Source organism: Thermosulfurimonas sp., assembly GCF_015491435.1.
Classification (GTDB): Bacteria; Desulfobacterota; Thermodesulfobacteria; order Thermodesulfobacteriales; family Thermodesulfobacteriaceae; genus Thermosulfurimonas_A.
The window spans coordinates 1-12,057 of the sequence record NZ_WFVX01000112.1; the positions used below are offsets into that span (position 1 = coordinate 1).

Sequence of the window (12,057 nt, forward strand, 5' to 3'; positions counted from 1 at the left end):
CTCCGGGCATCGAAAATCCGCCGCTTTTCAAACGGTTCTTTGTCAAGCCCAAGTACGAGGGAGAGGTGCGGGATCTGTGTGCCGGCACCGAGGACGAAGACGATTATATGGTCCGGCTGGTTATGGAGATCAATACCCGGATCGAGGGGGCCTATGTTATTTCCTCGGGCAAGAACATGGGGGCCTTCAAGGGGGTGGGGTTCCCGGCCCAGATCGCCGAATTTTTCCGCATCGAGGAATACCGGGCCTATATCTGGACCGCACACAACCGTTTCCCCACCAACACCCCCGGCTGGTGGGGAGGGGCTCATCCCTTCACCATTCTGGACTGGTCCATCGTGCACAACGGAGAGATTTCAAGCTACGGGACCAACCGGCGTTATCTGGAGATGTTCGGGTACCATTGCACCCTTCTTACCGACACCGAGGTGGTGGCCTATCTCCTGGATCTGCTCATCCGGAGACATCGTCTGCCCATAGAGATCGCCTGTATGGCCCTGGCTCCGCCCTTCTGGGAGGAGATCGATCGTATGCCTCCGGAGGAGCGGGATCTGGCCACCGCGGTGCGGGTGGTTTACGGTGGGGCCATGCTGAACGGTCCCTTTGCCATACTTTTTGCGTATAATGGAGGGTTGGTGGGGCTTAACGACCGGGTTAAATTGCGCCCGCTGGTAGCGGCGGAGAAAGGGGATATGGTTTACATGGCCAGTGAGGAGGCGGCCATCCGGGCCATCTGCCCGGACCCCGACCGGGTGTGGGCCCCCAAGGCCGGGGAACCGGTGATTGTGGAGCTTGAGCCCGGGGTCATCCCCAACCAGAGGAGTTACCTGCGCGGTCCCGGAGAGAGGACCGGGGCCGCAGTCTGCCGATATCCGGGGTAATAAGGAGGCGCGCATTGATGGCCACGGAGATAGACGCCAGGGATTTGCATTATCGGGATCTGAATCGCCTGCTTCGGGCCAAGATCGAGGAGGGGGAAAGGGAGTTTATCCTGCGCAACGTGAACGGTCAGCGGTACATTGCTGCCGGGATTGCGGAAAAGGTTCGCCTGGATATTTACGGCACTCCCGGTCTGGATCTGGGGGCCTTCATGCGGGGGCCGGAGATCATCGTCCACGGCAACACCCAGGACGGGGCCGGAAACACCATGGATGACGGGAAGATCGTGGTTCACGGCATGGCCGGAGATGTGGTGGGTTATGCCATGCGCGGCGGAAAGATCCATGTCTATTCCGATGTGGGCTACCGGGTGGGGATCCATATGAAGGCCTATATGGATAAGATTCCGGTGATCATCATCGGAGGAAAGGCCGGGGATTTCCTGGGAGAATACATGGCCGGGGGTATCATCATCCTGCTGGGGATGTTTTCCCGGTACCCCGAACGACCCCTGGCCGGTCTCTATCTGGGTACGGGAATGCACGGAGGCACCATCTATATCCGGGGAAAGGTGGAGGAGTATCAGCTGGGAAAGGGCCTTAAACCCCACGAACTCACCGCCCAGGACCAGGAACTTTTGCGCCGGCATCTGGCCGAATATTGTGAGGACTTCCATCTGGATCTTCAGGAGATCCTCCGGGAGCCCTTTATAAAGATCGAACCCTACACCCATCGTCCGTACGGGAAGCTTTACGCTTACTGATCATGGCCGAGAGATCGCGTTACGCCGAAGCCGGGGTGGATATTGACAAGGCCAACCGTCTGGTGGAGGAAATCCGCCGACTGGTGAAGAGCACGCCCCGCCGGGGGGTGCTGGCGGACATCGGGGGTTTTTCCGGATTTTTTGCCCTGGATTTGAATTTCAAGGAACCGGTTCTGTGCGCCACCACCGACGGGGTGGGGACCAAGATCAAGCTGGCGGTCCTGGCCGGGCACCACCGGGGAATCGGAATCGATCTGGTGGCCATGTGCGTAAACGACCTGGTCGTCTGCGGGGCCAAGCCCCTCTTCTTCCTGGATTATCTGGCCTTCGGTCGGCTGGAAGAGAAGGTTTATCTCGAGCTGCTGGAGGGGGTGGCCGAGGGCTGTCGGGAGGCCGACTGTGCCCTGCTGGGCGGGGAAACCGCGGAGATGCCCGGGATGTATCCCCCCGGAGAATACGATTGTGCGGGGTTTGCGGTGGGGGTGGTGGAGCGGTCCCGGATCATCGACGGCTCCGAGGTCTCGGTGGGGGATGTCCTTCTGGGGCTGGCCTCTAACGGCCTCCATGCCAACGGCTTTTCTCTGGTGCGCAAGATTGTGCTGGAGGAACTGAAGCTTTCCCTGGATCAGCGTATCCCGGAGTTGGAGGCCCCCCTGGGAGAGGAACTGCTGCGTCCCACCCGGATCTATGTGAAGACGGTAATGAATCTCCTTCATCGGGGCCTTCCGGTTAAGGCCATGGCCCATATCACCGGAGGCGGTTTTTACGACAACCTCAAACGGGTTTTGCCCCGGGGGGTCCGGGCGGTGATCCGGAAGTCGGCCTGGGAGATGCCCCCCATTTTCCGGTTCCTCATGGAACAGGGACGTATCTCCGAGGAGGAGATGTATCGGGTCTTTAACTGCGGGGTGGGATTTGTGCTGGTGGTCCCGGAGGAGGTGGCGGAGGAGGCCGAGGCCATCTGTCGGGGTTCCGGAGAACGGGTCTATCGTCTGGGGTATATTGAGGCTTCCCCGGAGCAGCCTCCCTCGGTGGTCCTGGTGTGAGGGAACCGGTCCTCCTTTCGGCCTGTCTTCTGGGCCTGGCCACCCGGTACGACGGAAAGCGTATCGAGGAGCCACTTGTAGAAAGCCTTAAAGGGCGGTATCTCCTCATTCCGGCCTGTCCGGAGCAGCTCGGAGGGCTTCCCACCCCGCGACCCGCGGCGGAAATCCTTGAGGGAGACGGGTTCTCCGTTCTTTCCGGAAAGGCGCGGGTGGTGAATCGTAAAGGCGAAGAGGTCACGGAAGCCTTTCTCCGGGGCGCAAGGGAAGTGCTAAGGATCTGCCGCACCCTGGGAATAAAGCGGGCCTTCCTTAAGGCCAAAAGCCCTTCCTGCGGCTTAAGCCCTGCCCCAGGCGTCACCGCGGCCCTCCTCCTTTCAGAAGGCATTGAAATCATAGAAATCGGGTGATAAAAGGATTCTAAGGAGGGTTTAAAATGGCTGCCTCCCTTCCCCGTCCGGATTTTACGAAAAAACCCCTCTTTTATCCCCCGAGGGTTACCTACCGGGACCTTCTGGAAGGAAACATTCCCTCCGGGCTTTATGAGATCGTAAAAGGAGAGGTCATAGAGATGGCCCCGGCCGGATTTATTCATGGAGACTGGGAAGGCGAAATTTATTTCCGGTTAAAAGAACTCCTAAAAGGTAAAGGCTGGCTTGCGGTGGGGGAGGTGGGAATTGTCATCTCGCGCGAGCCACTGACCCTTCGGGCCGCGGACATCGTGTTCGTCTCCCGGGAGAGGTCCCCGGAGCGGCCAAAGGGATATCTGGAGATCCCTCCGGACCTGGTGGTGGAGATAGAGGGTCCGGGCTCGGGAGACCTTCATCCCAAGCTTAAGGATTATTTCTCTTTCGGGATCCCGCGCGTCCTGGTGGTGAATCCGAAAGAAAAAACGCTTGCCCTCTACACCGCCGAGGGCCGGGTCTCCTTTCACGGCACGGATGAGGAAATTGAGGTCCTGCCTGGAGTAAAGCTTTCCCTTAAAGACCTCGCTTAGCCCGCCTCAAAAACTCCTCCACTCCGAGTTTTTTCCACATCCGGTCCACCCGTTCCTTGATCTCCGGGGCCATCTCGATGACCTCCGGCCAGTCACGGCCGAAGCCTTCCTCCGGCCATTTGCGGGTGGCGTCAATGGCCATCTTAGAGCCGTAAAAGGGATAGGGGGAGGCATGATCCAGGGCATCCACCGGTCCCTGTACGAAGAACACATCCCGGGCCGGATCCACGTTGTTCCCCAGCCGCCAGAGACACTCCGAAAGATCCTGCACATTCACCTCTTTGTCAAAGATCACGATGATCTTGGTGAACATCATCTGCCCCAGGCCCCAGAGGGCGCAGGCTATCTTGCGGGCATGCCCGGGATAGCGTTTATCGATGGAGACAAAAGCCAGGTTATGAAAGACCCCCTCGATGGGGAGATTCATATCCACGATCTCCGGAAGGGTCTTTTTGATAAGGGGCAGGAAGAGCCGTTCCGTGGCCTTGGCCATGTAGCAGTCTTCCTGCGGGGGGCGGCCCACGATGGTGGCCGGATAGATGGCCTCCCGCCGCATGGTCATGCAGGTCACATGGAAGACCGGGTAGTAGTCCGGCAGGGAGTAGTAGCCGGTGTGATCCCCGAAGGGGCCTTCAAGGCGTCTTTCCCCGGGCTCCACATAGCCCTCGAGCACGATCTGGCTTTCGGCCGGGACCTCAAGGGGCACGGTGAGACACCGTACCAGCTCCACCGGTTTTCCCCGCAGGAAACCGGCGAAGACAAATTCATCCATATCCTCAGGCAAAGGCGCGGTGGCGGCGTAGGTTACCGCCGGATCCGGCCCGATGGCCACGGCCACCGGAAGACGCTTTCCCAGACGTTCGGCCACGCGATAGTGCTGGGCCCCGCCTTTGTGGGTATGCCAGTGCATGCCGGTGGTCTTCCGATCGAAAACCTGCAGGCGATACATCCCGGCGTTACGCACCCCGGTCTCGGGATGTTTGGTGATAACCACCGGAAGGGTGATGAAGGGCCCTCCGTCTTTGGGCCAGCATTTAAGGATGGGAAGCCGGGTAAGGTCCACCTCGTCTCCCCGGAGGACGATCTCCTGGCAGGGAGCCTTTTTTACCATCCTGGGGAACATATTTTTCAGGCGCGAGAGCTTAGGAACCAGTTTGAGCTTTTTGAAAAGCGAATCCGGGGCCTCCACCTGAAGAAAATCGCTTATCTCCCGAGAAAGTTCCTCAAGGCTTTCCACGCCTAAGGCCAGACACATCCTCCGCAGGGAACCGAAGGCGTTGGTGAGGACCGGAAGTTCCGACCCCTTGACCTTCTCGAAAAGGAGGGCCGGACCACCGGCCTTGACCACCCGGTCGGTGATCTCGGTGATCTCGAGTTCCGCGGAAACCGGTTCCCGGATGCGCAAAAGCTCTCCCTCGGCCTCAAGCCTCTTTACGAATTCCTGAAGGTTGCGATAGGCCATCTCTTACCTCTTCTCCAATATGTCCTTGCGCAGGCCTCTTTCCACCGGGACCGGATATTCCCCGGTGAAACAGGCCAGACAGAAACGCCCTCCATCGCCCCCGGCGGCGGCAATCAGCCCCTCCAGCGAGAGATAATGCAGACTGTCCAGTTCCAGATAACGTCGGATCTCCTCCACCGAATGCTTGGCGGCGATGAGCTCTCCGGGGGTGGGAAAATCTATGCCGTAAAAACAGGGATAACGGATGGGGGGACAGCTGATGAGCATATGCACCTCGTGGGCCCCGGCCTCCCGAATGGCCTTAACCCTAGTGCGACTGGTGGTCCCCCGCACCAGGGAATCATCCACCACCGCCACTTTTTGGCCATGCAATATCTCCCGCACCGGATTGAGCTTCACCCTCACCGAAAAGTCCCGCATCCCTGCGGAGGGCTGAATAAAAGTTCTTCCCACGTAATGGTTGCGGATGACCCCCATCTCAAAGGGCAGCCCCGTGGCCCGGGCGTAGCCGATGGCCGCATAGTTCCCGGAATCCGGAAAGGGCATTACAAAATCCACCTCCAGAGGCTTCTCCCGGGCCAGACCTTCTCCCAGGCGTTTGCGGAAGACATATACGTTTTCTCCGAAGATGTAACTGTCGGGCCGGGCAAAATAAATAAACTCAAAGATACAATGGGCTTGTTTTTCCGCCTTAAGCCCTTCGTAGGAATGGAGCCCCTCTTCGTCGATGACCAGGATCTCTCCGGGTTCGATATCGCGCAGGTACTGGGCCTGGATGAGGTCCAGGGCGCAGGTCTCGGAGGCCACCACGTATCCGCCGTTGACCATCCCCAGACACAGGGGGCGGAATCCGTAAGGGTCCCGAAAGGCGATCAACCGATCCGGAAGGAGCAGGATCACCGAGTAGGCCCCGCGGATGAGTCCCATGGTCTCCCGGATGGCCTCCACGATGCCCTTACGGGCGGCCTTGGCCAGGAGATGGACGATGACCTCGCTGTCCATGGTGGTCTGGAAGATGGAACCCTGGGCCTCCAGTTCGCTGCGGATCTGATGGGCGTTTACCAGGTTGCCGTTATGGGCCAGGGCCAGGGTGCATCCGGCATGGGTTACACAGAAGGGCTGGGCGTTCTTGATGGTGGTGGACCCGGTGGTGGAATAACGTACGTGCCCCACGGCGATGTGCCCGGGGAGCTTCACCAGGATGTCCTCGTCAAAGACCTCCGGTACCAGCCCCAGGGCCCTGTACTCCCGCACCTCTTTTCCGTCCGAGACCGCCATCCCCGCGCTTTCCTGCCCCCGGTGTTGCAGGGCGTAAAGACCGAAGTAGGTGAGTTTGGCCGCCTCCCGATGCCCGAAGACCCCGAAAATTCCGCACATTTTGCCCGCCCCTTGGAGGTGTATTTTTTGTCGCGGGCTTATTTTACCACTTCGGGCTTAAGCGCGAAGTAGCTGGCTGCGAATAAGCTGGCGAAGGCGTTCCTTCTCCTCCGGGGTGGCCGGTTTTTTCCTGCCCGGCGGGAGGATCTCCGCCAGGGCCTCCTTTTCGGGCCAGGGGATCTCCAGGGTCCGGATCCCCTCCCCGGAAAAGGCCACCACCAGGGGCCGGGAGCGGAGTAAATGGGAAACCCGATAGACGTCGGTGACCCAGCCCCCGGTATTGAAACAGAAGATGGATCTTGAGGATCCGTCCTCCAGGCTAAACCGTCGTTTTTGGAAGGGGACATGGGTGTGTCCGAAGACCAGGGTATCCATCCCGGGGAAGTCCGGAAGACTCAGGCGCAGATACCTCCGGATGCGCTCCCGGGTCTTCTTTTCCTTGAGGATCTCGGGCTTATGGCGCAGGGAGGACCCGGAACGGGGTTTCCCCCGGGCCTGCTGTTCCAGAAGCTTTTTGATCCCCTTAACCAGGGCATCCAGACACAGATCGCTGAACACCTCCTTGAAGGCCTCCCACCAGGGAAAGTGTATCTCCCGGTCCAGACGGTCGCGAAGGTCCTGAAGGATGGACTCGGTTATGGGCCCGGCTCCCCGTTCGTGCAGTTCGTCCCAGATCTTTTCCAGCAACACACTTAATTCCCCGGCCTGCCCCAGGGAATACCAGCCGAATTCAATGAAGGGCGCGTTGATCTGTTCCAGTTTGGCCAGGGTGATGGAGTCGAGGTGGGTTATTTCCCGGAGGGGTTTTTCAAGGAGATCGGTGAAGAGGGTCCAGGTTTCCTCGAAGAAATGGCCGTGGGTAAGGAGGGCCGAGGCCTTTGCGGTGCGCAGATAGATATGGGGATAGGCCACCAGGAGATCCAGCTGGCGAGAGCGGGCCGCCTCCGGCAGCAGGTGGTAAAGGAAGGTTTCCCGGCCGTAAGGACGACTGATGTGGTGTTCCGGAAGATGGATTCCCTCGGAATCCAGATAGGGACAGAGCACGTAGTAATAGGGTTCCACCGGGCGGTCCTGACGCAGCTTGCAGAAGACCTGGGTCTCCTCCTGAAAGGCCACCCAGATATGGTGGTCGTGGTTGCCCGGGATATAGATGATTCCCTCGGAGACCAGCCCCTGAAAGACCTCCAGGAAGGCCTTAAGCGCCGGAAAGGCACGACGTCTCCGGGCCAGGGAAAGGTCCAGAGCATCCCCCAGGAGGACCAGGTACCGCACCTCGGAGAGGTCCAGGTGGGAAACCAGATACCCCCGCAGGGCCTCCAGATAGGGCCAATGGACACCCCGGGAGGGATCCAGATGCATGAGGATACTGTCCTCCTCCCCCAGGTGAAGATCCGAAAGGACCAGAGCCAGATAGGTGGTGCCCATGGTTTACCTCCTTTTTACCGGGTTTCGCTTAAAAAGATGATCCGGAAGCGAAGGCCCTTAAATTTATCCAGGAACATTCGGGCCAGATCGGGTTCCTCCTTTTGGAAACCCTCCCAGTCGAAACGGAAGCGGGCCCGTCCCCGGAAGGGATCTATGAATTCCAGGGCGAGGTAGGGGACCAGGGTGCCATCGAAGGCCGGATAGAAGAGGATATGGGTGTAGGCGGGAAGGTCCCGCAGGGGTTGATTCAGGGGTAGCCCGGGGTCCACCCGGAGGTCCACCCCCAGATTCCGGGTCCGGTTCCGGGCTTCCTCGAGGGTGATCTCCGGGGAGAGGGCCCGCAGGCCCCGAAGATGGGTTACGATGGGAGACCGCAGGAGTAGGGCCGAACGCAGAGGAGGCGCCACAGGAGCCCCTGGCGGAGGAGGCCCTTCCTCCCCCGGCCCTGGCGGGCCCGAAGGAGCCCGGAAAAAATCCCGCACCGGATAGGAGGCTATCATCAGGTCCCCCCGCTCCATAGCCTCCCGGTGTTCTTCCGCCACCCTCCGGGGCTCTTTGGGAGAAACCTCGTATTTTAGGGGAAGATAGCAGAGAATCTGGGTAAGGGGCAATTCCCGAAATCCGTAATCCAGTTCCACGGGATTCTTCTCCGGGGAAGAGAGGAAGCTGAGTTCTCGTCGTTTTATCCGGGGCAGGGCCTGTAACTCCTGTTCCACCCGGCGCAGGCCTCCGCTAAGCCCCAGCAGGGAGCGAAGGATCTCGCGCAAGCCAAGGAGTCTTTCCGAGGGTAGTTCCGCCCGGGGTAGGAGGAGCTGAGGGGTGGAACGCAGAAGATAGCGGTCTTCCTGAAGATGCAGGTGGGCTAGGATTATTCCTCCGGGAAGGGAGGTCCCGGCCTGGATGCGGAATTCCTCCCGTATCCGGTTGGGTTGACACTCCTTGGGATCGCACACGCTCACCGTGGGTTCCCGGGGGCATTCCTGGTAGAAGATCCCCAGCATCAGCTCCGGAGCCCGGTTTTTCGGTTCCACGCGCACCCGTTTTTCCTGGGGCACAAAGATGAGTCGCCCCTCGGGATCAATGGCCAGTCCCGGAGTCAGGGTAAAAAGCAGGTGATCGCCCCGATCCTCAAGATCCCGGACCTCCAGGCCGGAAACGATCCCCGGCCCCAGGAGCGTGGCGTTGATCAGGGCCTCCCGGGCCAGGAGATAGTCCTGCTCTAGGTTGAAATCCTCGGCGGTAAGAAGTTTACCAAAAAAATAGGTGTTCCTTTCCAGCCCCAGCGAAAACCTGCGGACAACCTTTTGGGGTAAGGACATGGTTTCCTCCTTCTAACAGGTATTTTTAAATACGGGCCCCTCGTCCGAGCGTAGCCCGCAGATCCAAACGCCCGCAGAGCCCCCTCTCCGCAAGTCGTGAATCCTGCCCCAGGCGACTTTGTCCTATCACCAGTTCCGCCCGGGCGAGAACGGTGTTGAGCCCCAGGGCCAGGGGTTCTCCCAGCACCAGGCGCCGTTTGAGGGGCCAGACCCGTCCCTCCGTTCCCAGAGGGGTCCATTGGGGGACCATCTCCCGTACCAAGGCGATCCTTTCCAGGGGCACCTCCGGGCTCAGGAATACCAGGAAGAGGTTTCCCTGCCGGCCGAAAAGACGCGAAAAAGGGCCTCCTTCCCTTTCCGTTTTGCTCCAGCCGATGGCCTCGTGCAGGAAGGCCCTGGAGCCCACGCACCGCCTCAGGACCTCCCGCATTCCGTACACACTGCCCCGGTAACGATAAAGCTCCGGAAGGGCCTTTAGCCAGTTTCGAAGCTCCTTTCCCGCAAGCCCCTTTTCCGTAAACCCCAGTATCTGCGCGGGAAATCGGAGTTCCTCCTGATCTCCCTCTCCGGAAAGACTCTGGAAGAGGAGGTCTTTGGAAAGGAGAATCCCATCGTGGAGCAGACGGAAGGCCGTAAGGAGCGGCAGGAGCAGTTCCTCGGCCTTCTCCCGATAGACCGGGGGAACCAGTTCCAGAAGATCCACGGCCGCGGGAACCGCCAGTACCCCGGCCAGGACGGTTTCTTCACCGAAGAGTTCCACCTCCACCCGGAGGTCCGTTTGGGTGGAAGGTATCCGGGCCAGGCGTCCGGCGCGTTTGGTCTGCGGAAAGATGATCCGGAAGGATCCCTTCCCGGCCAGGAAGAGCAATCCTTCGCTATAGTCCCCGGGGAGGAGAAAGGAGATCCGGGCCCCTTCCGCCGGAGGGGTCCGGGTGATCCGCTGTCCGGCCAGCAACGTCCCCTCGGACTCCAGGAACCAGGGGCCTCCCCGGCCGGGCAGGAAAAAGGCCCGGGGGCGGGGACGATCCAGAGGAAGCCGACTCCTGCCCCGGATGAGGTTGGCCCCGTCGAACCAGTAAAGGAATCCCCGGGCCTTGAGGGCCCGATAGGAAGGCGAGACCCGTACCCGGGTTACCTTCCTCCCGGAGAGGGTATATACCCATACTTCGTGCGAGGAGGTTAAGACGTAAAGACGTTTCCGGCGCACCGTGGCGGAGAGCACGGCCTGACCCGGCCCCCGGAAACGGTGTAATTCCCGGAGTTGAGGGGAGGAAAGGAGCCGTATTCGGTCCTGTCCCACCAGAAACAGTCCCCCGGAAAAGGCGGCCAGGGCCTCGGCCCGGGTGGAGAGAAGTACCCGTAAACCTTCCTCCGCCACCAGGAGCCTCCCGTCCTCAAGGAGAACCAGAAGCTGGTCGCAGAGGGTCCTTTCTGCGGAAAGGATCTTTCCGGGGAAAGACCATCTTTTTAAGGGGTGAAGGGCCAGCCGCTCTTCCTTTTTCAGCCTCAATCCCTCCGGGGTAAGTTCCAGAGTTTCCGGGAACCGGAGTTCCGCTGCCCGACGAAAGAAGACCTTTAAGGACAAGGGAAAACCTCCTTTTCTTCCAGATAGAGAGAGATTTCCAGGAGCTCCGGAAAGCGTTCCTCTCCGGGGAGGATCTTCTCTCCGTCGAATCGTCCCGGAGGATAGACCTGAACCGAGAGGTCCGCTAGGCCCTCCACCCCCGGGGTCTTTTCCAGACAGGCGTAGATCTCCGAAAGATAAAGGGGGCGGCCCGGGGGATAACCCTTTCCCTCCAGCCCCTCAAGAGGAGAAAGATACCGGCAGAGGGCCCTCGCCAGCCTTTGACGCAACCCTTCCCTGGAATATCCCGGGAGGGGATAAAGCCGGGTCTCCAGAGAAAAGAACGTCTTTTGCGGGGGCTCAAGCCGGATCTCCAGGGTCAGGGGACGAAGTTCCAGTTCCTGGATCTCTTTTTCCAGCCGGCGCAGTTTTTCCGGAGGAAAAGGAGAGGAGGAGATCACCGTAGCCCGTACCACCCGGGCCCGGAGATCCGGATGGAGATAGACTTTTTCAAAAGGCCCGGATTCCAGGAGGATCCGCTCGAGGTCTTCGGCGGTAACCGCGGCCCCGCAGGAAAGATGCTTCCGCCACCAGGAGGCCAGGGATTCCTCCGAGGAGGTCCCCAGAAGACGTCGGTAGGCCTCTATCTCCTCCTCATCCAGAAAATCCAGTTGCCAGTAGAGGACATCCAAGAGAAAAAGCAGGACCTCCAGGGTTACCACCCCGGGATCAGCCGGGTTGTAATTGGTCCATTCCCGGGTGAGACCGGGGAGTTCGGCCAGGGCGCGTTCCCAGAGGGCCTGGAAACGTCCCCGGTCCAGGCTGGGGATCCGGATCTTCATTCCGTTTCTCCTTCAAGAAGGATTTCGCCCGGTGTGGGCAGGGCCCCCCGGGGAAGGACCGGGGGGTGTCCCTGAAGGTAGGGGCGGGTCTCCTTTCCCACCCGTACGCTGACCTCCAGTTCTTTCACCGCCCGGATGGCCGGAATCTGGTGAAGAAGACGATAAAAATCCGAGAAATACGGGAACTGCCCGAAGGGAAATCCCTGTCGATCAAAGTTTCCCTGCACCGGGTGTAGAAAATTCCGAAGCTTGTCCTGAGCCAGAGAGAGGGCCCGTCGCAGAGAGACCCCGGGTTCTAGGATTAGCCGGGCCTTTACCTCCACCGGGACATAGATAGGGTCCCTTATCTCCAGGTCCCCTAGGGTGAGAGGCAGGGCCCCGGCCAG

Annotated in this window: 11 protein-coding genes and 1 pseudogene; 5 read left to right on the forward strand and 7 right to left on the reverse strand. The window is 60.0% G+C overall.

Annotation, left to right across the window (positions count from 1 at the left end; genetic code table 11):
• The 5 genes from F8J34_RS04960 to F8J34_RS04980 all read left to right on the forward strand — a co-directional run.
• Positions 1-881, forward strand: an 881-nt coding sequence (locus tag F8J34_RS04960; protein ID WP_297056902.1) for a glutamine amidotransferase family protein, incomplete at its 5' end; no start/stop codon positions are given.
• A gap of 17 nt (positions 882-898) precedes the next feature.
• Positions 899-1,642 carry a hypothetical protein gene (locus F8J34_RS04965; protein WP_297056903.1) on the forward strand — a complete coding sequence of 248 codons (744 nt, stop codon included), beginning with the start codon at positions 899-901 and terminating at the stop codon, positions 1,640-1,642.
• Positions 1,643-1,644: 2 nt separating this feature from the next.
• On the forward strand, positions 1,645-2,688 hold the full coding sequence (purM, locus tag F8J34_RS04970; RefSeq protein WP_297056904.1) for a phosphoribosylformylglycinamidine cyclo-ligase: 1,044 nt from the start codon (positions 1,645-1,647) through the stop codon (positions 2,686-2,688).
• Positions 2,685-3,095, forward strand: coding sequence for a DUF523 domain-containing protein (locus tag F8J34_RS04975; protein ID WP_297056905.1), 411 nt, complete (start codon positions 2,685-2,687; stop codon positions 3,093-3,095). The genes purM and F8J34_RS04975 overlap by 4 nt, the downstream gene beginning before the upstream one ends.
• A 26-nt stretch (positions 3,096-3,121) precedes the next feature.
• Positions 3,122-3,682: a Uma2 family endonuclease gene (locus F8J34_RS04980; protein ID WP_297056906.1), complete on the forward strand. Its 561-nt coding sequence runs from the start codon at positions 3,122-3,124 to the stop codon at positions 3,680-3,682.
• Here F8J34_RS04980 and F8J34_RS04985 read toward each other — a convergent pair.
• The 7 genes and pseudogenes from F8J34_RS04985 to F8J34_RS05015 all read right to left on the reverse strand — a co-directional run.
• Positions 3,666-5,144: a menaquinone biosynthesis decarboxylase gene (locus tag F8J34_RS04985; protein ID WP_297056907.1), complete on the reverse strand. Its 1,479-nt coding sequence runs from the start codon at positions 5,142-5,144 to the stop codon at positions 3,666-3,668. The genes F8J34_RS04980 and F8J34_RS04985 overlap by 17 nt on opposite strands.
• Positions 5,145-5,147: 3 nt before the next feature.
• Positions 5,148-6,521 carry an amidophosphoribosyltransferase gene (gene purF, locus F8J34_RS04990; RefSeq protein WP_297056908.1) on the reverse strand — a complete coding sequence of 458 codons (1,374 nt, stop codon included), beginning with the start codon at positions 6,519-6,521 and terminating at the stop codon, positions 5,148-5,150.
• 57 nt (positions 6,522-6,578) lie between these two features.
• Positions 6,579-7,946 (reverse strand): metallophosphoesterase, encoded by a 1,368-nt coding sequence (locus F8J34_RS04995; RefSeq protein ID WP_297056909.1) that lies wholly within the window; start codon positions 7,944-7,946, stop codon positions 6,579-6,581.
• Between the two features lie 14 nt (positions 7,947-7,960).
• Entirely contained in the window at positions 7,961-9,265 is a 1,305-nt protein-coding gene (locus F8J34_RS05000) for a hypothetical protein (protein WP_297056910.1), read from the reverse strand.
• 25 nt (positions 9,266-9,290) lie between these two features.
• Entirely contained in the window at positions 9,291-10,850 is a 1,560-nt protein-coding gene (locus tag F8J34_RS05005; RefSeq protein ID WP_297056911.1) for a hypothetical protein, read from the reverse strand.
• On the reverse strand, positions 10,841-11,671 hold the full coding sequence (locus F8J34_RS05010) for a hypothetical protein (protein WP_297056912.1): 831 nt from the start codon (positions 11,669-11,671) through the stop codon (positions 10,841-10,843). The genes F8J34_RS05005 and F8J34_RS05010 overlap by 10 nt, the downstream gene beginning before the upstream one ends.
• Positions 11,668-12,057 (reverse strand): annotated as a pseudogene (locus F8J34_RS05015) (hypothetical protein); the annotation flags it as partial. The gene F8J34_RS05010 and the pseudogene F8J34_RS05015, both read right to left, overlap by 4 nt.